The organism is Neobacillus kokaensis, from assembly GCF_014656545.1.
GTDB classification, from domain to species: domain Bacteria; phylum Bacillota; class Bacilli; order Bacillales; family Cytobacillaceae; genus Neobacillus; species Neobacillus kokaensis.
Genome location: NZ_BNDS01000003.1, coordinates 244,189 through 263,975, shown reverse-complemented (window position 1 = coordinate 263,975; position 19,787 = coordinate 244,189). Strand labels below are relative to the sequence as shown.

General features: G+C 41.0%; 19 protein-coding genes. 5 read left to right on the top strand and 14 right to left on the bottom strand.

The features are described from left to right. Positions 1-128 precede the first annotated feature (128 nt). The 5 genes from IE222_RS05765 to IE222_RS05745 form a co-directional block, all read right to left on the bottom strand. Positions 129-377, bottom strand: a complete 249-nt coding sequence (locus IE222_RS05765) for a DUF2573 family protein (protein ID WP_191270627.1) — start codon at positions 375-377, stop codon at positions 129-131. Next, on the bottom strand, positions 337-1,113 hold the full coding sequence (gene fhuF, locus IE222_RS05760) for a siderophore-iron reductase FhuF (RefSeq protein WP_191270625.1): 777 nt from the start codon (positions 1,111-1,113) through the stop codon (positions 337-339). The genes IE222_RS05765 and fhuF overlap by 41 nt, the downstream gene beginning before the upstream one ends. After that, entirely contained in the window at positions 1,106-1,927 is an 822-nt protein-coding gene (locus IE222_RS05755) for an ABC transporter ATP-binding protein (RefSeq protein ID WP_191270623.1), read from the bottom strand. Before IE222_RS05755 ends, fhuF begins: the two co-directional genes overlap by 8 nt. Positions 1,928-2,002: 75 nt before the next feature. Then, the gene (locus tag IE222_RS05750) at positions 2,003-3,058 is read right to left on the bottom strand and encodes a FecCD family ABC transporter permease (RefSeq protein WP_191270621.1); all 1,056 of its coding nucleotides are present in this window, start codon (positions 3,056-3,058) and stop codon (positions 2,003-2,005) included. Further along, positions 3,055-4,059: a FecCD family ABC transporter permease gene (locus IE222_RS05745; RefSeq protein ID WP_191270619.1), complete on the bottom strand. Its 1,005-nt coding sequence runs from the start codon at positions 4,057-4,059 to the stop codon at positions 3,055-3,057. Before IE222_RS05745 ends, IE222_RS05750 begins: the two co-directional genes overlap by 4 nt. Before the next feature lie 183 nt (positions 4,060-4,242). Between IE222_RS05745 and IE222_RS05740 the strand changes: the two genes are divergently transcribed. Beyond that, positions 4,243-5,211, top strand: coding sequence for an ABC transporter substrate-binding protein (locus IE222_RS05740; protein ID WP_191270617.1), 969 nt, complete (start codon positions 4,243-4,245; stop codon positions 5,209-5,211). 329 nt (positions 5,212-5,540) lie between these two features. After that, positions 5,541-6,899 carry an alanine/glycine:cation symporter family protein gene (locus IE222_RS05735; RefSeq protein WP_191270616.1) on the top strand — a complete coding sequence of 453 codons (1,359 nt, stop codon included), beginning with the start codon at positions 5,541-5,543 and terminating at the stop codon, positions 6,897-6,899. A gap of 54 nt (positions 6,900-6,953) precedes the next feature. On the opposite strand, the gene IE222_RS05730 is transcribed toward IE222_RS05735, so the two are convergent. Further along, positions 6,954-8,123 carry an FtsW/RodA/SpoVE family cell cycle protein gene (locus IE222_RS05730; protein WP_191270614.1) on the bottom strand — a complete coding sequence of 390 codons (1,170 nt, stop codon included), beginning with the start codon at positions 8,121-8,123 and terminating at the stop codon, positions 6,954-6,956. Between the two features lie 128 nt (positions 8,124-8,251). Continuing rightward, positions 8,252-9,031, bottom strand: a complete 780-nt coding sequence (locus tag IE222_RS05725; RefSeq protein WP_191270612.1) for a DUF4931 domain-containing protein — start codon at positions 9,029-9,031, stop codon at positions 8,252-8,254. Positions 9,032-9,268: 237 nt separating this feature from the next. Here IE222_RS05725 and IE222_RS05720 point away from each other — a divergent pair, with 237 nt between their 5' ends. Next, the gene (locus tag IE222_RS05720; protein ID WP_191270611.1) at positions 9,269-10,051 is read left to right on the top strand and encodes an undecaprenyl-diphosphate phosphatase; all 783 of its coding nucleotides are present in this window, start codon (positions 9,269-9,271) and stop codon (positions 10,049-10,051) included. Positions 10,052-10,155: 104 nt separating this feature from the next. Here IE222_RS05720 and IE222_RS05715 read toward each other — a convergent pair whose 3' ends face one another. Next, positions 10,156-10,818: an FMN-dependent NADH-azoreductase gene (locus IE222_RS05715; protein ID WP_191270609.1), complete on the bottom strand. Its 663-nt coding sequence runs from the start codon at positions 10,816-10,818 to the stop codon at positions 10,156-10,158. A gap of 323 nt (positions 10,819-11,141) precedes the next feature. Here IE222_RS05715 and IE222_RS05710 point away from each other — a divergent pair, with 323 nt between their 5' ends. After that, positions 11,142-11,900, top strand: coding sequence for a (S)-benzoin forming benzil reductase (locus IE222_RS05710; RefSeq protein WP_191270607.1), 759 nt, complete (start codon positions 11,142-11,144; stop codon positions 11,898-11,900). Positions 11,901-11,966: 66 nt separating this feature from the next. On the opposite strand, the gene IE222_RS05705 is transcribed toward IE222_RS05710, so the two are convergent. The 3 genes from IE222_RS05705 to IE222_RS05695 all read right to left on the bottom strand — a co-directional run bounded on the left by IE222_RS05705 (position 11,967) and on the right by IE222_RS05695 (position 15,651). Next, positions 11,967-13,340 carry a sensor histidine kinase gene (locus IE222_RS05705; protein WP_191270605.1) on the bottom strand — a complete coding sequence of 458 codons (1,374 nt, stop codon included), beginning with the start codon at positions 13,338-13,340 and terminating at the stop codon, positions 11,967-11,969. Further along, entirely contained in the window at positions 13,318-14,028 is a 711-nt protein-coding gene (locus IE222_RS05700; protein ID WP_191270604.1) for a response regulator transcription factor, read from the bottom strand. Before IE222_RS05700 ends, IE222_RS05705 begins: the two co-directional genes overlap by 23 nt. Before the next feature lie 210 nt (positions 14,029-14,238). Further along, positions 14,239-15,651, bottom strand: coding sequence for an aminotransferase-like domain-containing protein (locus IE222_RS05695; RefSeq protein ID WP_191270602.1), 1,413 nt, complete (start codon positions 15,649-15,651; stop codon positions 14,239-14,241). Between the two features lie 103 nt (positions 15,652-15,754). On the opposite strand from IE222_RS05695, the gene IE222_RS05690 reads away from it, so the two are divergent. Continuing rightward, positions 15,755-16,675 (top strand): DMT family transporter, encoded by a 921-nt coding sequence (locus IE222_RS05690; protein ID WP_191270600.1) that lies wholly within the window; start codon positions 15,755-15,757, stop codon positions 16,673-16,675. Between the two features lie 58 nt (positions 16,676-16,733). Here the strand turns inward: IE222_RS05690 and floT are convergent, their stop codons facing one another. From floT to IE222_RS05675, 3 genes are all read right to left on the bottom strand, one after another. After that, positions 16,734-18,251, bottom strand: a complete 1,518-nt coding sequence (gene floT, locus IE222_RS05685; RefSeq protein WP_191270598.1) for a flotillin lipid rafts scaffold protein FloT — start codon at positions 18,249-18,251, stop codon at positions 16,734-16,736. 15 nt (positions 18,252-18,266) lie between these two features. Then, positions 18,267-18,809 (bottom strand): NfeD family protein, encoded by a 543-nt coding sequence (locus IE222_RS05680; protein ID WP_191270596.1) that lies wholly within the window; start codon positions 18,807-18,809, stop codon positions 18,267-18,269. A gap of 240 nt (positions 18,810-19,049) precedes the next feature. Continuing rightward, a complete protein-coding gene (locus IE222_RS05675; RefSeq protein ID WP_191270594.1) occupies positions 19,050-19,784 on the bottom strand; it encodes an amino acid ABC transporter ATP-binding protein in 735 nt (244 codons plus the stop codon). Between the last annotated feature and the right edge of the window lie 3 nt (positions 19,785-19,787).

Genomic DNA, 19,787 nt, shown 5'->3' with positions numbered 1-19,787 from the left:
AGCACAAGTCAAGCCGGCGAGAAGGCTGCTTTTTAGCCTTCTTGACGGATTGGCTTGTGGCCACGAGTGCCTAGGAGCTGGAGTTGGACATGTGAAAAATTCACATGGTGCCTGACACCGTTAAACATTTATTGTTTTGATTTTCGCTGTTGTTCATTAAGTTCCTTAATTTCTTGGATAATTTGCTTCATTTCCGCTCGTGCTTCTGGGTACAGCTGGCTCCAGTGGGCGATGAGCGGGGGCATGGATTTGGCAATGTGAGTGTACATGGCCCAGGCTTTTACTTTTTCTTTTGTTTCTTCATTTGTCTCCCCGACTAAAAGCTCGCTATATTTCTCAAGCAAAGCGTCGAGCTGCTGAGCAAATTCCTTCTTCATCCTGACATCTTCCTTCCTTTCCGATTTGCATGCATGGACATGTTTTACACCGTTTCCCAGCAGGCAGCTGATAAGAAAAACAGCACGTTTTCCTAGTCCTAACTATTGCATCTTCGTGTTCCCCAATAAATTTAATTAGCGGGTTACCTTGAAAACTGCCAAAAATGGAACTAGCTTCACACATTATATAGTTAAAGTCTGCCGCTGCATTTTCAATCTTACTATCCCTTAATTCAGTCTTATACAACCAGAATAGGTAAACAGCTATATTTTCCCATAAAATCAACTTAGAGATATTGCATGTTTTCCCTAGTATATCAATAATCGGAGAAAGATTATTAGAAAAAAGATTTTGTACCACGGCTCTACGCCAATTCGAACGATTGGATCCATTCCATTTCTGAACAGTTGTATCCTTTAATGAAAACGAAGGCAGCCATTCCTTCCCCTTCGCTGCTGATTCCATCTTTATATTCTCCACTGATATATCGATTTCTTTGTTCCAAACCGTCATCGCATAAAGAGAGATAACAGCGATAAATGCATACCTCTTTATAAATATTGAAGCGGCTGTTTTGTCTGAAGGAGCACCGATTGAATGAGATAATTCTGTTATAAATTTATTTAGAAAGCTACCATCTAATAAATCTGCCACACAAAAGGCATTCTTTTCTATACGGACCAATCGATACTTTTGTAATACATCAAGCTCGAATTGTGTTAAGACCTCAACCATTTAATGCAGCCGCCCTTTCCAAAATACATCTCCCTTTTCCATAAGGAATGCAAAGAGGTGTACCAAATAGTGGATCCATAGTCACTTCACAATCCATCCCAAAAACATGTTTGACAAGCTGACAATCAATAACTTGTTCCGGTTTTCCTTGAGCAAAAACCGTCTGATCCTTTATCGCAACGATATTATGAGCATAGCGGCACGCCAGGTTCAGATCATGAAGCACCATTACAACTGTCCTCTTCTTCTTTTCATTTAATTCGAACAGCAAATCCAAAATCTCTATTTGATGGGTCATATCTAAATAGGTTGTAGGTTCATCCAGCAATATAAATTCAGTATCCTGGGCCAAAGTCATTGCGATCCAAGCACGCTGCCTCTGCCCCCCTGAAAGTGAGTCAACGGGTCTATCTTTCAGATGTTCCAATCTTGTAGACTTTAATGCATCGTTGACTTTCTTCTCATCCTCTTCTGACCACTGCTTTAGCCAAGATTGATGAGGATAACGGCCCTGTTTCACTAACTGCAGAACAGTTAATCCTTCTGGTGCTGATGGTGATTGCGGCAGAATCGCCATCTTTCTGGCAATATCCTTTGTTGGAATCTTAGCGCTAACCTTTCCTTCAAGTAAAATGGAGCCGGATTTAGGCTTTAACAAACGAGCAATTGAACGAAGGAGAGTGGATTTTCCACAACCATTTGCACCAATAAAAACGGTAATCTCGCCTTTTGGAATCCGCAAATTTAATTCATTAATAATTATTGTATCTCCATATGAAATAGATAACTGTTTCGTTTCAATCGCACTCACCATTTTCTACAACCCCTTTTTTGAATCAAGATTTCCCTTAAGGATATTAATGTATTTAAAAAACAGCTGAAAAGCAGGTTAAGCATTTCTGGTTTTAAATAATAGGTAAATAAAATACGGTGCTCCAATTCCTGCGGTAAATACACCCGCTGGTACCTCTAACGGCAAGAACATTGTTCGGCCAATTAGGTCAGCGGCCATTACTAGAATTCCGCCAATTAAAGCTGATACCGGCAGCAATGCTCCAAATGCCGAGCCCACAAGTCTTCTCGCTATATGAGGAGCCATTAATCCGACAAATCCAATACCGCCCGCAAATGCGGTCGAGCTGCCAATTAATGCCGTACTGATCATTAATAAAATAAATCGCTGTTTCTGCACTCTTCCGCCAACACTGGTTGCGACTTCATCGCCTAACTCTTGAATATTAATCGTTCGAGACGAGGCAAAAGCGAAAATCAAAAAGATAACTGTCCATGGCAGCATGGCCGCAACATTTTTCCAATTCGAACCGTAGACCGTACCAGTAATCCAAATGTTTGCCTGACTTGCCTGATAAATAGGGCCCATAATCATCATCAATGTCGTTAGTGCCTGCATTAACGTAGAAATCCCTATGCCAATCAAAACAAGCCGAATCGGCGAAACCCCATTTTTCCAAGCTAGAAAATAAACTAAAAAGGCAACAATTCCTGCTCCTAAAAACGCTGCTACTGGCAGCCAAGTAATGCTGACAGTCAGAGCATTATTTTTATCACTAAAGATCGTTAAAAAACTGACAACAGCCACGGCGGCTCCACCAGTAATTCCAAGAACGTCAGGAGAGGCCAGCGGGTTGCGAATCATTCCCTGTAAAATTCCACCGGCAACTGCCAGTGAAATACCGACCATTAAAGCAATTATAATCCGTGGCAAGCGAAACGATTGTATTATAAGTGTCTCCATTTCAGGTCCGCTGCCAAATAATACTTGTAAAACTGTGATAGGATTTATTTTCATGTCCCCTATTCCAGCGCTGAGCACAAAGACCAGAAAGCTCATCATTAATAAAATGGTAAACACCATGGCAGCTTTTTGATCCATTAAAAAAGATACCTTGCCATGAAAGAAACGGAGATTTTTATATTTATTCATTTAGCATTGAACCCCCTTCTTGCAATGTAAACAAAAAATGGAGTTCCAACGATAGCCGTCATCACACCAACAGGCACCTCAGAAGGCATTAAGATATATCTAGCGCCGATATCAGCCGCTAACAAAAGAATCGCTCCTAGAACACCAGCCATAGGAATCACCCAGCGGTGGTCAATCCCGATAATGGACCTGGTAATATGCGGTATAACAATCCCCACAAAGCCAATTGGACCAGCAACTGCAACCGATCCCCCTGCTAATAATATAACAATGACACCAATAACAATCTTCACAAGACCAATATGTAAACCAAGACCTTTGGCGACATCATCCCCCATAGAGAGGATATTCATTTTTCCAGAAATCAGAATGGCACAAATCCACCCGGCCCCAATGTACGGTAAAACAGATTGGAGTATATCCAGTTTTCGCCCCTGAACCGAGCCAGCAAGCCAGAACAATACCTGCTCAAGGGCAGATTCATTCACCACAAGCAGACCTTGTGTAAACGAGGCAAACATAGCAGACATAGCTGCACCCGCTAAAGTAAGCTTCATCGGTGTTAAACCTTCACGCCCCGCCGAGCCAATTGCATAAACGCATACCGCCGCTACAGCAGCTCCAATAAAAGATAGTACACTAAATGCTTGTAAGGAAGCTGTCGAAAATAAGGTAACTGCTATAACCACGGCTAATCCTGCCCCAGCGTTTATTCCGAAGATTCCGGGTGATGCCAGCGGGTTTTTCGTTAACGTTTGCATTAAGACACCTGCAATTGCCAGACTGGCCCCCACCGCTGTAGCGATTAATGCCCGCGGCATTCTCACTGTTTGAATAATGATATGCTCATTTGAACCATTAAAATTCGTATAAGCTTCCATAGCTGTCCGCATGCTTGTATCTGTATAGCCAAAAATAACACTTGCAGCCATTAACAACAGCATGACCACCACAGCCCCAAAAAGTCCAAACCATTTTAAAGAAGTACGTTTTAAAAGCATTTCTACAGTAAACCTTTCTACCTATAATTAATTTTAGTCTATCTCTAATTGATAATAATTGTCAATGATTATGAAAATCATTTTCATTTAGGTGTTGACAGATTGGTATCCGGCACCTTATCATAAAGTTGTTATTGAAAATGATTATCATTTACATTTACTATTAGGAGGTACATAAGGAAAATGAAAGGTTTTAAAAGAATACTTACTCTCTTTTCAATTGTGGCTATTTTTCTATTAGCTGCATGCGGCAGTACTGAGGAAAAAACGTCCAAAAATAATACACAATCGAATAAGGCGGATGAAAAATCGTATACGATTAAACATGCAATGGGGTCTGCAACTATTAAAGGTACACCGGAAAGAGTTGTTATTTTAACAAATGAAGGAACTGAGGCCCTGCTAGCTATGGACGTCACTCCAGTGGGTGCAGTTCAGTCGTGGACAGGTAATCCATGGTATGAGCACATCGCTGACAAGTTAAAAGATACAAAAGTTGTCGGCACCGAAAGTGAAGTAAACGTTGAGGCGATTGCCGCCCTTAAGCCTGACTTAATTATTGGCAATAAGATGCGCCAAGAAAAAATTTATGAACAATTAAGTGCGATTGCACCTACAGTTTTTGCTGAAACGCTTCGGGGTGACTGGAAGGAAAACTTTAAACTATATGCCAAGGCAATTAATAAAGAAGATAAAGGAAATGAAGTGCTTCAAAACTATGATGGCAGAATTGCTGACCTGAAAGAAAAACTTGGCGACAAAACGAAACTGAAGGTATCAATGGTTCGTTTTATGACTGGTGATGTCCGTATTTATCATAAGGATACTTTTTCAGGTATCATTCTTAACGACCTTGGCTTCGACCGTCCGGAGAATCAAAATGTGGACGACTTTGCAGAAAAAAACGTCACAAAAGAGCGCATACCGGCAATGGATGGAGATATCCTCTTCTATTTCACCTATGATACAGGTGACGGCGAGGCTTCTTCACTAGAGAAGGAATGGCTGGCTGACCCGTTATTTAACAATCTTGGAGTAGTAAAGAAAGGAAATGTCCACAAGGTCAGCGACACTATTTGGAATACAGCCGGCGGCGTTCTTGCAGCTAACCTTATGCTTGATGACATTGAGAATATATTTTTAAGTAAATAATGAATAATACGAGGGATTGCTTTTAATAGCGATCCCTTTTTTATATTACCTTACTGTAATAAGATTACTATTTAATTGAAAATATATTATTTTCTAAAAAAGTAATAGACTTATTTAGAAATATAAAGGTATAATCTTTGTTATATAACAAAATAACAAAGATATTTTCGTTTATAACAGAAGAAAAACCTGCCATTCAATAATTATATTTCTAAGATTCTCAATATTGAAAAAGTGTTTTTTATACTTTAATATATTATTAGAATTTTTTATTTTATTGTCCTATTCGGATAATTCTATTTTTATTAAAAAGGGATGGTGTAAAGGGAATGACAGATTTTCTAAATTGGCTGAGCGGTGTAGTATGGGGCCCGCCGACGTTAATACTGATCGTTGGTACTGGTCTCTTGCTAACATTGCGACTTGGCTTCTATCAGTTTTCTAGTTTACCATATGCTTTAAAACTCGCTTTCTCGAAAAAAGATCAAGACCATACTTCCGAAGGCGATATTTCCCACTTCCAGTCGTTGATGACCGCACTAGCAGCAACAATTGGTACAGGGAATATTGCTGGTGTTGCCACCGCTGTTGTTTTAGGCGGTCCTGGTGCCGTGCTTTGGATGTGGGTAACTGCCCTTGTTGGGATGGCGACTAAATATGCAGAAGCAATTTTAGCCGTTAAATATCGTACAGTCGGAAAGAATGGTCTAATGGCTGGCGGTCCGATGTACTACATAGAAAAAGGTTTAGGCTGGAAATGGCTGGCGGTACTATTTGCATTTTTCGGTTCCGTTGCCGCTTTTGGAATCGGCAGCTCAGTACAATCCAATTCCGTTGCTGCTGCTGTTGAAAATAGCTTCGGATTAAATCCTTGGATTACTGGTATTATTTTAACTGTTTTTACGGCTCTTGTTATTTTAGGAGGTATTCAAAGTATTGGTAGAGTAACCTCTATTTTCGTACCGTTTATGGCCATTTTTTATGTGTTAGGCGGGCTTGCTATTATCGTAATGAATCTTGACCTTCTTCCTCATGCATTAGGGCTGATTTTTTCCGATGCATTTACAGGCCAGGCAGTTGCCGGCGGAGCTATTGGTTCCGTTATCCGTTACGGGGTAGCACGCGGGGTATTCTCTAACGAAGCAGGGATGGGTTCTGCACCTATTGCCGCTGCCGCTGCAAAGACTGACCATCCTGGAAGACAGGCTCTAATCTCAATGACTGGTACATTCCTTGATACGATTGTTGTTTGTTCCATCACGGGCATCACGCTGGTAATGGGCGGCATGTACATGGATGATAAGCTGACTGGTGCAGCGTTAACAACAGAAACATTTAACAAACTACTTCCAGGAGGCGGCTGGATTGTCACAATTGGTATTATCCTTTTTGCTTATTCCACTGTGTTAGGCTGGGCTTACTACGGGGAAAAATGTTTTGAGTACCTTTTCGGAAACAAGTCAATTACGATTTATCGCATCGTTTATGTTGCAACTGTCTTAATCGGTGCGGGCATGAACTTAGGATTGGTTTGGACCATTGCCGATATCTTTAATGCCTTAATGGCAATCCCGAACTTAATTGGACTTGTCTTCTTGTCAGGCATCGTTGTAGCGGAAACAAGATCGTTTAAACAATTAAGAGCACAGGAAAAACTACAGCAAAAAAACCCAAATATTACGGCCTAATTTGAAAAAGAGCAGGACGCCGGTTTAACTGGCGCCTGCTCTTTTTATACATCATTATGAGTTAGTAGAAAACATATATTTTTTATAATGATAGCGGATTGAAAAAATCAAACCAATTGCCATCATATTCCCCATTAACGCACTCCCCCCATAGCTGATGAAAGGAAGCGGAATACCGGTGATTGGGAGAACGCCGATGGTCATGCCAATATTTTGGAATACATGGAAAGTAATCATGCTGATTACCCCGACACAAATATACGTGTAGAAATTATTCTTTGTCTCCATCCCAACCTTAGTAATATGGTAAATTAACAAGAAAAACAAACTGATTAATATACTTGCACCTATAAAGCCATATTCCTCGCCGACCACACTAAAAATAAAGTCCGTTTGGCTTTCCGGCAAATAAACTTCACGGTTGCCTATTCCTTTTCCGCTTGTTTGTCCAGAACCAATTGCAAGCATCGATTTAATCAATTGATAGCCGGCTGAACTTTGGTAATTATAGGGGTCAAGCCAGGAATAAATTCTGCCAAATTGATATTGTTTTACCCCAAGATATTTTTCAAGAATGTCCGGATTCCATAAAACAAAATAAAAAATGGTACCTATCAATAGTACGCCGGATGAAAATATCGGAACAAGTATCTTCCATGTAACCCCGGATATAAAAATCATTCCTAGTAAAATCGCTAAAAAAACAAGCCCTGTTCCCAAGTCCTCCTTAATAATCAGCACGAGCGGCACCATTGTTACGAACCCTAGCTTTATTAACAGCCAAAAATCCGTCTGTAATGTCTTTATTGCGTTTTTTTGGTGATGATCATCAACCACACGAGCCAAACCAAGAATCAGGAATATTTTCATAAACTCCGACGGTTGAATAGTACCGATTCCCGGAATCTGGAACCAGTTTTTCGAGCCGTTAATTCTTGGGGCGATACTTTCCGGGGCGAGAATCAACAAAATGAGAACAACGATTCCAAACCCGTAGGTATACCACGTCAGCTTGCGTAATTGATCAGAATCAAAATGCATAACAACGCCAATAATGACACAGCCGACAACATACCAAAAGATTTGCATTACCAAAAAGTTACGGTCATATTGTCCGCTCTGCTGCGCGCTATAAATCGCAGCGCAGCTGGCAAGAAATAAAAGCATTAATATGAGAACAAGACTGTAGTCCAGTTTCGAAGATGTATTTTTGTTGGAAGTCATGTGAAGTGCCCACCTTGATTAAAAAACTTGTACATTCCTCCATTATATTTTTAATAAAAGGAAATCACAACTTCTAAAAGACCATGGGATGAAATTACCATTCGCTTTTTAAGCGCTCCGCCCCTTTTCTAAACAGTTTGGAGCACATTAAAATAAATTCGCGCAAGTTCTTCAGCCATCCATTCCAGATTGCTGGGCACTTGCGGCAGTCCGTAGCCAATATACAGCGGAGTCGTTACAAAACGAGGAACAACTTTTGCATAGATCTTCCCTTCTATATGATAAAAAAATACATTATAGCTATTTGCTTTAAACGGAAAATGATTGAGGATATAGTGGACTGCAATTTGCAAATATTCGGCAAACCTTTCCTGATAAAAATCTTCAGCCATTTCTATATTAAATTCATAAAAGCCAACTCGTGGCTTTGTTGATAAAGTAAACCTTGGGCCATTTTCCTCTTCAGATATGACAATTCCTTCAAACATTTCCGGGACGACTGTTTCACTATAATCAATTTCATCAAGCCCCACAATCTGCATATGCGGATGCGAAAGAGAACCGCCAGATAATGGTCCATGATTCTTGAAGAAAATAACGGAACGATAGATACCAGTTGCTTCCATATCCAGCCAGTGCTTGATTCCGAATCTAATTAATTTGTGTAAATGTTCTTTGGGATAGGTCGAAAGGTCCCCATGACAGTCGTCCGTTTCGATTAACACAGTTTGATAAGCATTTTCTAAAACTGGATATTTATTTTGCAAGAGAATAATCGGTTCATCCATATTAATAATATTGGTAAGTTCATCTCTAGCACAAAAAGGACATGCAGCATTTTTGTTTCGGATATTTTCCGGTTTTTGCATTCCGATTGCCGTATTAAAGTGAAGATGTTTCATTTCCACAACGCTTATCTCCTCTCGAATAACTATGATTCTATTTTATGGGAGAAGGCGTTCCCATTGCACACATTTTGTTTTGGCCGAAAGGAAAGTATTAATTTCCTTTCAGGCAAAAGCACAACTACGACTCTGTCTTCGCCTAAAGGCTCGCCAATCGCCGAGTTTTATTTTCATAGTGCGAGAGGTACTTGCATATCCATATGGTACAGGCTAAAACTTGTTAAGAATGAGAGGGACGATATGTTAACAAAACTAGAAGCACTTATTCTTGGAATTATTCAAGGTTTGACAGAGTTTCTGCCCATTTCCAGTACCGGTCATCTATATTTAGGGAGAAATTTATTTGGGCTGCAGGAGGCTGGCCTCTTGCTTGATACGATGCTCCACGTTGGGACGCTGCTTGCCGTGTTTGTTTTTTACAAGAACGAATTCATCAACATCATAAGAAAACCATTTAGTAAATTAACATTCTTATTAATTATCGGCACGATTCCCGCGGTGATTTTTGGACTTGCATTTAAAGATTATATTGAGGATATTTCAAAAACCGGCGTGACTATTGGATGGGAGTTCCTTCTAACAGGATTATTCCTCTGGATGGCAGATTCCGCAAAGAACGGGTATAAACGGATGGACGATATCAGCTACAAGGATGCCTTCATTATTGGCACATTTCAGGCTGTAGCAATTTTACCAGCGATTTCCCGTTCGGGAATGACGATTGTTGCCGCGCTTTGGCGCAAATTAGATCGCGAAACAGCTGCCTACTTTTCTTTCCTACTATCAACACCAGCAATCGTTGGGGCAATTGTCCTGCAGACTAAGGATTTACTTGGAGGCGGCGGTGAAGAAATCTCATTATCCGCCCTTCTCGTCGGCATCATCTCTTCCGCCTTCTTCGGCTACATCGCCGTCAAATGGATGATCGGCTTTCTGAGAAAGAATTCACTTAAGCCATTTGCCATTTATGTTTGGGCGTTAGGGTTAATCGTTTTAGTGTTTCAGTTTACGGGGAAATTTTAAGGCATTAGGAAGTACAGGGAAGTTTTTTTGCTTCATAATTAATCTGGTTCCGCAGTCTTAATCGCTAAATGCAAAACGGCTCGATGTCAAGTCGAGCCGTTTTTTTATATAGAAACCTGTATTTTCGCCATTTCCCTTGCAGCCGCTGCCGCCTGCTCTTTTGCTCTTGTCATAATTTCCGGCACCATTTTTGGAAAATGGTCCAGCCCTTCAGCCACAACGGATTCCATCAAATCAAAGCCAAGGAACTCTAACGCCTTCCTTAGATAGCGGTCGCCCATTTCAAATTCTACCATCGGCCCAGTGGAATAGATGCCGCCGCGAGTTTGAATGTGTAGAGCTTTTCTGCCTGTCAGCAGTCCTTTAGGACCTTCCGGCGTATTCGTAAATGTTTTACCGGTAATAAACATACAGTCCATAAACGTTTTTAAAATGGCCGGGGCACCAAGATTCCAAACTGGAGTAACAAAAACATAGTAATCGGCATCAATAAAACGGTCTGCTAAGGCATGCATTTTCTCAAGCTTCGTGCGTTCCGCTTCAGACAGCTGCTCCTTCTGATAGCCCATAAACGACAATTTCGCCCGGCCATATAATAAATCCATATCGATTTCCGGGATATCCATACTATATAAGTGCATATGCTCAATTTCCACATCCAGCTGGACTTTTTTAAACTCTTCCAAAAACACTTCACCTATTTGAGCTCCCTTTGAAAGCTTCACATCTATTTTTGGATTAGCGGTAATATATAAAAGCTTTGACATCAGGATCCCTACCCTTATCTATTAATTTACCTACTAGTATCTTACACCCATCCATATGCTCATAATTGTATATTAGATGAAAAATATGTGAATTTTTATCACTGCTGCTTTACGATTGAACATTTCATGACTGGAGAGCGCTTTCCGACAATTGGAGGGCCTTATCCGACAGTCGGAGGGCGCCTTCCGACAATTAGAGGGTTGTGGTGCCTGACACCCTGGCCTGACATTCTTAGTCCCTTTATTATTGATTAAAAATTCACCCAAGCATACAATATGATAAGTGAATGTACATACTATCTGTTTGGTCAGGGGGATTTATCATGAAATATGCGATTATTACAGGAGCTTCAAAGGGTCTGGGCGAAGCGATTGCAAAGCGCCTTATAAATGAACAGTTGGCCATTGTTTCTGTTTCCCGGACAGAAAATGAAGACCTAAAAAAACTGGCACAGGAAAAAGGCACTTACTATAGACATTTTGAATGTAACCTTTCTTTGGAAAAAGAAGTTCAGGAAGTGTTTATGGAAATTGCTCACTATATTTTCCTAAAGGAACCGGCAGAAATTTTACTATTTAATAATGCTGGTGCCATTGAGCCGATTGAGACGGTGGGAAATTTAGATTTAACCCCGACTGTCCGAAACTTTAAAGTCAATGTAATTGCACCGATGATGATTACAAATTTATTTTTTAAAGAGGCTGAGCTGACCAGCACAAAGATTAAGGTTATTAACGTTACCTCTGGGGCAGCGGAACGTCCGATTGAAGGCTGGAGCGTTTACTGCAGCTCAAAAGCAGCGATCAATATGTTTACCCAAACCGCTGCGCTTGAACAGAGGGAAAAGAACATGAGCAATAAAATAATCGCCTTTAGTCCGGGAATTATGGATACGAATATGCAGGAGACGATCCGCTCATCCTCTAAAGAAGCGTTTAAAGATCTGGAGCAATTTAAAGATTACAAGGAAAAAGGGATGCTGAGACCGGCCCATGTTGTAGCAAATGCCTTAATTGATTTAATCCTTAGCGGCGATGTTGAAAGCGGCAAGGTATACAATGTGAATGACTTACTAAAGTAACAACCGCAGGCCGAGCATTCGTTTGATGCAGCGGCCTTTTCGCTTTCTTTGAGAACCACAACATCTTTACTCTTTCTTCAGGAACCACAACGTAATACTTGTTCCTTTATTCAACTTGCTCTTGACTTTAATCATTCCTTTATGGGCATCCATTAACGCCTTTACGATGGAAAGCCCGATTCCGATTCCCCCTGTTTTTCGGTCGCGCGATTTGTCACCGCGGTAGAAGCGTTCAAAAATATGCGGGATATCTTCATCCTTCATCCCGGCGCCTTCATCTTGAATGGAAAATCCAACGTATCCATCCATAGCTGTTACAACCGAAACGGTGACATTTTTTCCGGTGGGAGTATATTTCAAGGCATTGTTCAGTACATTTGAGAAAATCTGCATTAACTTATCCTTGTCAGCTTTAAATAATTCGTCTGACGTAGTCTCCTCGATGTGCAGCTGAACCCCCTTCTCTTTAAACAATGGCAAAAACATTTCACCAAGTGCGGCCAGCACACAGCCAGCTTCCATTTCAATTTTTTCAAGCTTCATTTGCGGATTTTCTGCCGCCAGCAGCTTTTCCATTTCATTAACAAGCCGGACTAACCGCATCAATTCCTCATGGCTTGCCTCAAGGCGCTGCGGTGTCGGCTCCCATATTCCATCCTGAAACGCTTCAATTTGGCTCCTTAATGTTGCAAGCGGCGTCCGCAGCTCGTGTGCAAGGTCTCCGGTAAACTGCTTGCGAAGCATTGCTTCCTTACCTAACGACTCCGCCAGATCATTAAAGGAGATTGCCAGGTGTTTTACCTCTGTTGGCAGCCCTTTTAAAGGAATCCTGACGTTCAAGTTATGCTGCTGCAGTTCGTTGGCAGCAAACGATAGCCTCTGTAATCCAGAGATTAATTTTTTGGAGAATAGCATGCTGAAAACAATCGCCAGCACAATCGTTAAACAAACAGCTGCTAAAATATATAATTGAATCGTTTGAATAAAGGTATATTCGTCATCAATCAAGCCTTCAGGATAGATGGCGACGAGCTTGCCGATAATGGCCTCATCACCCTTGATGATATAAGTTTTCGAGTGCCACTGTTCCCCGGCTGGTGCCGGTTCTGTCAACCCCAAGCTGTTCAGCATCCCGCGAATATTAGAAGAATCCATCTGCAGCTTCCCATACCGGTCATATAGCTGAAAATAAAGCTGATCAGTCATCGCGTGCTCATGCAGAAGGCCAAACACCGGGTCGCTCGTAAAATGACCGTGCTTTCGATAATCCTTTTCTATTTCCGTTAAAACTCTATCAATCTTCTTTTCACGATTCCGGTCTAAATAGCTGCGAAAGCTTTCTTCAAATCCATATTGAATAAAAAAGCTGACAATCAAGATTCCAATCATGGAAATTAACACTAAGTAGAAGAGAATTTTAGACCGGAGCGTTTGCAGCATCTAATACCCCTCCGAATTTGTATCCCATTCCAAAGACGGTCATAATAAACTCCGGCTGCCGGGAATCGGTTTCAATCTTTTTACGGAGGTTTTTAATGTGGGTATCAACACTACGTTCATAGCCTTCATAATACATGCCTTCATTTTGGATTTTTTCCAGCAGGTCCATCCGACTGAATACCCTTCCAGGATTCTGTGCCATATTGGTTAATAATTTATATTCTAATGGTGTTAGAGTGATAGGTTGGCCATTTACTATGACTTCCTTTTTTAGAACATCAATCGCCAGCTTGCCCCAATTAAATTCCAAGCGCTCGACTTTTTCTGCTTTTTTGACGCGCCGTAAAATAGCTTGTACACGTACGACAACCTCGCGGGGGCTGAATGGTTTTGTTAAATAATCATCGGCACCCATCACTATGCCATTAATACGGTCGTCTTCAGATGACTTAGCGGTTACCATCAGGATTGGAACATCGGAATCTTTTCGGACTAAACGGCATACTTCCTCACCAGAAATGTCCGGCAGCATGAGATCTAAAATAATGACATCTGGATTGATTGCTTTCGCTTTTTTTAACGCATCAATTCCATTATCGGCACTATGTATTTCATAGCCTTCTCTCTCAAAGTAGGCTTCAAGAACTTCTATAATTCTACGTTCATCGTCAACAATCAAGATTTTCATGAACACCACTCCCCATATTTTTACTATATCATGCAGGGTCTCGAATTTCGGCAACTTCACAGAATCATCATAAGTTGCTCATATTTTCTTCAATCTTTTTTGCTAAGATGAAAAAGCAGTAAGGAATTACATTTAACACCTTCCTATTAACTCTCTGTCAATATACAAAGTGCCCCGTTCAGCTATTGCAACGGGGCATTCTTTTTGTATTTATATTTGATTGCTTAGACTGCTCTTAATCGTTAGGATTCCTGCTTCCATTTCTTCAAAAGTGGCATACGCAAAGGATAGTCTTAGCGTTGAATGACGGTCATTATAAATAAAACCCGGATTGATTACTACATTCTCGGCTAGACATTGTTTAAACAGTTTTTGCATATTCATCTTTTTCTTAAAAACAACCCAGATAAAAAATCCTCCAGATGGTGTTGACCAGGTGGCGACATCACTTAAATGAAGACTGAGTAAACGAAGCAGCTCATCCCTTTTTTCTCTCAGCCTGCAGCGGACCTTTTGTAAATGCTTTTCATACATACCTGAAGCAAGCAGCTCTTTTACAAGTACCTGAGAGAGATAGCTTGAGCCATAATCTGTCTGCATCCGGACATCACTTAAGCGTTTAACGACAGCTTCAGGTCCCGCTAACCATCCAATCCTTAACCCGGCCGCAATCGTTTTCGAAAAACTGCCGACATATAATACTTGACCATTTTTATCTAATGCCTTTAAAGGTGCCGGCGGAGGTGCATCCAGCCATAAATCCCGAAAAATATCATCTTCAATAATCGGCAGCTGATAGTATTGACACTTATCCAAAAGTATTTTTCGTTGTTCTAATGTCATACTTGTGCTGGTTGGATTCTGGAATGTAGGATTTAAAAATAAAATGGATGAGTTTTTGGTAAATTTCTGCTGAAATAACTCTTTTATGTTCAAACCTTCTTCGGCTACAGGTATTTCCCTAATGGCCATTTCAGCTGGAAACAAATTAATAGAATGTAAATACGATGGACTTTCCAGAAAAACAGTGGATCCTCTTTTTAAAATTCCCGTCGTAATCAGTTTCAGCGCATGCAAAGCCCCGGAAACAATCAAAATACTCTCCGGTGCGATATTTACACCAATTCTTTGAAGATGTCTGCTGATCTCTGTTCTTAATCCAAGTTCCCCAAGCCCGTCACCGTAACCAAATTCCTGCAGCTGCAATGTCACCTTTCCCATCGCTTCCGTAATTTCAGCATGAGGAAACATCTCAGGACCTAGTTCGCCTTTACTGAACTGAATCAAATCCTTTCTATTCTCCAGTTCATTAATCATCTGAACGGTATGTTCACTTGCGGGCTGCAAGGACCATTTCGTAAAATCATTCCAGTCCGGAGGGGAAATTGCGGATATTAAGGACCATTGATTATTCACCACATAAATTCCGCTTCCAGTTTTCCCTTCCAGTAGTCCCTCCGACTTTACCATTTCAATAGCCGTAACCACTGTACTTCTATTCACGCCAAACTGTTCAGCTATTTCTCTTTGTGTAGGGATTTTACTGCCAATTACCCATTCACCCTTGTCAATTTTCTCCCGAATCCAGCGGGCAATTTGAAAGTATCGAGGTATTTTTTTCATATCTATCATCCATCTTTTGTTGGTTTTTTTCGTCATCAATCTGTTGGCGAATTCGTTCCTTCTTTACTTTATTATAGATAAAAAGTAAGAAAAGAGGTATATCATGAATGGGAAAGTCATCGCCGTCTACATCATAATCATCGTTGCCTGGGGTTCAGCTTTTCCCGGTATTAAGGCAGCGCTCCAATCATATAGTCCAGAGCACCTTGCCTTGTTACGGCTTTTAATTGGCTCGATTGCGCTGATAATTTTTGCTGCGGTCAAAAAAATTAGATTACCAGATTTAATTGATATTCCAGTTATTTTATTGCTAGGTTTTTTAGGCTTTACTGTCTACCATACATCACTAAGTTATGGCGAACAAATGGTCAGTGCCGGTATCGCCAGCTTATTAGTATCAACAGCACCTATTTTTTCCGCTATTTTAGCAGCTGTTTTTTTAAAAGAAAAATTTACGATGATAGGATGGATTGGCTCGCTAATCTCCTTTTCCGGAGTTGCCCTCATCTCATTTGGAGCGGGGCATACCCAAACAGCCTATTTCATGGGGGTTCTATTTATTATTACCGCGGCCTTAGGTGAAAGCTTTTACTTTGTATTTCAAGCAAAGTTTTTAAAAAAATATGGTTTTATTGCCTTTACTGTTTACACCATTATTGCCGGAACGCTGTTTATGCTGCCGTTCTTGCCGGGCTTAGGGAAAGAGGTGCTTTCCGCTTCTGCTGGTTCAACCCTATCGGTTATTTATCTTGGGCTGATTCCCACCGTCATCCCTTATTTAGCGTTAGCCTATATTACTTCGAAAGTTGGGGCTACCGAGGCTACCAGTTCATTATATTTAACCCCTGCAGCGGCATTACTCATTGCATGGTTCATGCTTGGCGAAATACCCTCCATACTTTCGTTAGCCGGCGGGCTTATAACCTTAATTGGTGTAGGCGTAATCCAGCGAAAATCCCCCGCTCAAAAGCAAGCATTTCCGATATTAAGTAATGCCCCGGGAAATCGCAGTAAAATGAGGTGATATAAAAAACAAAAAGGCATCTGAATCGTATTGATTTGGATGCCTTTTGCTCAAAATATTATTTTTCTTGTTTCTTTATTTCACCGGTCAACTCTTCAATACTTCTTTTCACATTTCCTTTACCAGAATAGTTCTCGATTAACTCTTTAACATCAATCCCGCTTGAGGCCTTGAGAGATTCCTGCAGGCTTGCCATTAGATTGGTCGCATAACTGGTGATTTTGCCCGCACCGCCATTTTCCCCGGAGCCGCCGCCAGTATCCACAACAGTAATTTTATCAATGTTAGAAAGCGGTGCAGCCACTTGCTTTGCGTATTCAGGAAGCATTTTGACAACCATGTCGAGAATGGCAGCTTGCCCGAACTGTTCGAAGGCTTCGGCAATTTTTTCCTTTGCTTCCGCTTCTGCCAAACCTTTCATGCGAATAACTTCAGCCTCGGAAAGACCTTGTGCTTTTTGTGCCTCCGCTTTTGCCAAACCATCTATACGAACACGTTCTGCTTCAGCCTTCGCCATTGCTTCAATTCGGTATTTATTTGCTTCCGCTTCCGCCATTTGTTTCGCCTTTTCTGCGGCAGCAGACTGCTCAACTGAATAGCGGTCGGCATCGGCCTTTTTCTTAACCTCGGAATCGTATTGGCGCTCACGGCGCAGGATTTCTTTTTCTTCAAGCTCGATTTGCTTTTGTCTTTCAATAATCTTAACCTGCATTTCCTGCTCGGTTACATCCTGCTTAGCCTTCGCACTTTCAAGGTCATAAGCCATGTCAGCGCGTGCTTTTGCAATATCCTGCTCACGGCGGAATTCCGCGATTTTCAATTGATTAATTTTTTCCGCTTCAGCTATTTCAGTTGCCCGCTCTAATTCAGATCGTTTCGCTTCTTTCGCTGCCTCTGCCTTTTTAATCCGCGTTTCCTTTTCTGCTTCAGCAGTGGCTATATCAGCATCGCGCTTTACCTGAGCGATACGCGGTTTACCGAGGGCATCCAAGTATCCATTTTTATCGCGGACATCTTTAATCGTAAACGAAACAATCACAAGACCCATTTTCGCAAGGTCCTGCGAGGCAACGCGTTGTACCTCTTGGGAGAACTTATCACGGTTTTTATAAATTTCTTCTACTGTCATCGAGCCAAGAATAGAACGTAAATGACCTTCCAGAACTTCCTTTGCTTCATTCTCTCTGTCATCTTTCGGCTTTCCAAGAAACTGCTCTGCTGCGGTAGCAATCTCGCTGATTGAGCCTCCAATTTTGATAATAGCGACACCATCGGCCATAACCGGTACACCCTGCTCAGTGTAAACTTCTGGAGTAGTAACTTCTAGTTTGCTAGATAACAAGCTTAAAGGCTGGGCTTGTTGAAAAACCGGTAAAATAAAGCTACCGCCACCGCGAATGATTTTAATCTTATTTCCAGATTCGTCGACATGAACATTTTTGCTGCCAAGATAACTTCCTGTGACGATTAATGCTTCATCAGGACCAGCTGTTCTGTACTTTGTAACAAAGACTCCAATTAATGCAAGTAAAATAAGTGCAACGATACCAATAATAATCCATACTAAACTAAACATAGTTGTTACCCCCTTTTATATGAAACTTTCATTTTCCTGATGGACGGTTACTTGTAATACTCCATTTTTCACCTGTACCACAAGCACTTTTGTGCCGTCAGGAATAGCTTGACGGTCGAAGCTTGATGCCGGCTTGGCAATTCTGCCGCTGGCATTTTCAATTAACACCTCACCAAATCCATCAGCAGGAATGGACGTAATTACCGCTCCAATCCGCCCTCGTAAATCGGATTCTTTATAAACAAGTGATTCTTCAGCTGAGGATAATGGGACTAAAATAAACACATTTAATAATGTCACGATTATAAAAGCGATGACAGCTGAGATCGCCAAAATAAGTAAAGAATGAAGCGAAGATAAACGTTCAATTAAGTAACCGCTGGCTGAAAGAATGGTGATAAAGGCAAAGACAAGAACAGGGTTTAAAAAGTGAAGCCCCCCGTCACCAGTGTCAAAATGCATAACATCCGCAAATAACACATAAAGAATTGTTAAAATACCCGAGATAATAAGTGCGTACAAATAAATCGTGACTAAAGGCATGCCGAAAAGTTCCAAATGCATCACCCCTTTTTCATTATAGGTAAGAAATACAACGGAGAAAGATTGGCTATGAGCCTCAATCAGTTATAGGCATCCAACCTTTCTATTTAAAAAGTTATGTAGGGTATTAATACGAATAAAAAAAGAAAAGGTTTCAATTTTTTCCTATTTCTAGTATAAATGATTTAGAATACAATTTGGGTATTTTTTTCTATTTTAAAATAAAAATGCCGCAGCCAACTTGGCTACAGCATCTTACATAATCATATTCAAAAACTTCTTAGTTCGTTCCTCTTTGGGGGTGGTAAACATTTCATCCGGTTTGTTCCTTTCAACCACAACTCCGCCATCCATAAAAATAACTTCGTCTGCTGCTTCGCGGGCAAACCTCATTTCATGTGTGACGACAATCATCGTCATCCCTTCTTTTGCAAGGTCCTTCATGACTTTTAATACCTCGCCTACAAGTTCCGGATCAAGAGCAGACGTTGGTTCATCAAACAGCATCACTTCCGGTTCCATCGCCAAAGCGCGAGCAATTCCGACGCGCTGCTGCTGCCCTCCTGAAAGCTGGGATGGATAATAATTCACTTTATCACCAAGACCTACTTTTTCCAGCAGCCCTTGTGCCCTCTGCCTAGCCTTTTGCTTGTTCTCCCCTTTCACAATGACCGGACCTTCCATTACATTTTCCAACGCTGTCATATGAGGAAATAAATTATAATTTTGAAAGACCATTCCTGTTAATCTGCGGAAAGCTGCTATATTTTTCTTCGATACATTTTGAGAAAAATCAAGCGTCTGTCCTCCAATGCTCAGAATTCCTTTCGATGGTGTCTCGAGCACATTCAAACAGCGCAGCATCGTCGTTTTGCCAGATCCGGAAGGCCCAATGACGACAACAACCTTACCTTTCTCCACCTTAATGTCTATTCCTTTTAGTACCTCTAACTGACCAAATTGCTTAAATAATCCTTTGATAGAAATCATCGA

What these genes read in the sequence shown, in the direction of transcription:
- IE222_RS05765 (WP_191270627.1), bottom strand. Translation starts at nt 377, where the DNA reads ATGAAGAAGGAATTTGCTCAGCAGCTCGACGCTTTGCTTGAGAAATAT.
- fhuF (WP_191270625.1), bottom strand. Translation starts at nt 1,113, where the DNA reads ATGGTTGAGGTCTTAACACAATTCGAGCTTGATGTATTACAAAAGTAT.
- IE222_RS05755 (WP_191270623.1), bottom strand. Translation starts at nt 1,927, where the DNA reads ATGGTGAGTGCGATTGAAACGAAACAGTTATCTATTTCATATGGAGAT.
- IE222_RS05750 (WP_191270621.1), bottom strand. Translation starts at nt 3,058, where the DNA reads ATGAATAAATATAAAAATCTCCGTTTCTTTCATGGCAAGGTATCTTTT.
- IE222_RS05745 (WP_191270619.1), bottom strand. Translation starts at nt 4,059, where the DNA reads ATGCTTTTAAAACGTACTTCTTTAAAATGGTTTGGACTTTTTGGGGCT.
- IE222_RS05740 (WP_191270617.1), top strand. Translation starts at nt 4,243, where the DNA reads ATGAAAGGTTTTAAAAGAATACTTACTCTCTTTTCAATTGTGGCTATT.
- IE222_RS05735 (WP_191270616.1), top strand. Translation starts at nt 5,541, where the DNA reads ATGACAGATTTTCTAAATTGGCTGAGCGGTGTAGTATGGGGCCCGCCG.
- IE222_RS05730 (WP_191270614.1), bottom strand. Translation starts at nt 8,123, where the DNA reads ATGACTTCCAACAAAAATACATCTTCGAAACTGGACTACAGTCTTGTT.
- IE222_RS05720 (WP_191270611.1), top strand. Translation starts at nt 9,269, where the DNA reads ATGTTAACAAAACTAGAAGCACTTATTCTTGGAATTATTCAAGGTTTG.
- IE222_RS05715 (WP_191270609.1), bottom strand. Translation starts at nt 10,818, where the DNA reads ATGTCAAAGCTTTTATATATTACCGCTAATCCAAAAATAGATGTGAAG.
- IE222_RS05710 (WP_191270607.1), top strand. Translation starts at nt 11,142, where the DNA reads ATGAAATATGCGATTATTACAGGAGCTTCAAAGGGTCTGGGCGAAGCG.
- IE222_RS05705 (WP_191270605.1), bottom strand. Translation starts at nt 13,340, where the DNA reads ATGCTGCAAACGCTCCGGTCTAAAATTCTCTTCTACTTAGTGTTAATT.
- IE222_RS05700 (WP_191270604.1), bottom strand. Translation starts at nt 14,028, where the DNA reads ATGAAAATCTTGATTGTTGACGATGAACGTAGAATTATAGAAGTTCTT.
- IE222_RS05695 (WP_191270602.1), bottom strand. Translation starts at nt 15,651, where the DNA reads ATGAAAAAAATACCTCGATACTTTCAAATTGCCCGCTGGATTCGGGAG.
- IE222_RS05690 (WP_191270600.1), top strand. Translation starts at nt 15,755, where the DNA reads ATGAATGGGAAAGTCATCGCCGTCTACATCATAATCATCGTTGCCTGG.
- floT (WP_191270598.1), bottom strand. Translation starts at nt 18,251, where the DNA reads ATGTTTAGTTTAGTATGGATTATTATTGGTATCGTTGCACTTATTTTA.
- IE222_RS05675 (WP_191270594.1), bottom strand. Translation starts at nt 19,784, where the DNA reads ATGATTTCTATCAAAGGATTATTTAAGCAATTTGGTCAGTTAGAGGTA.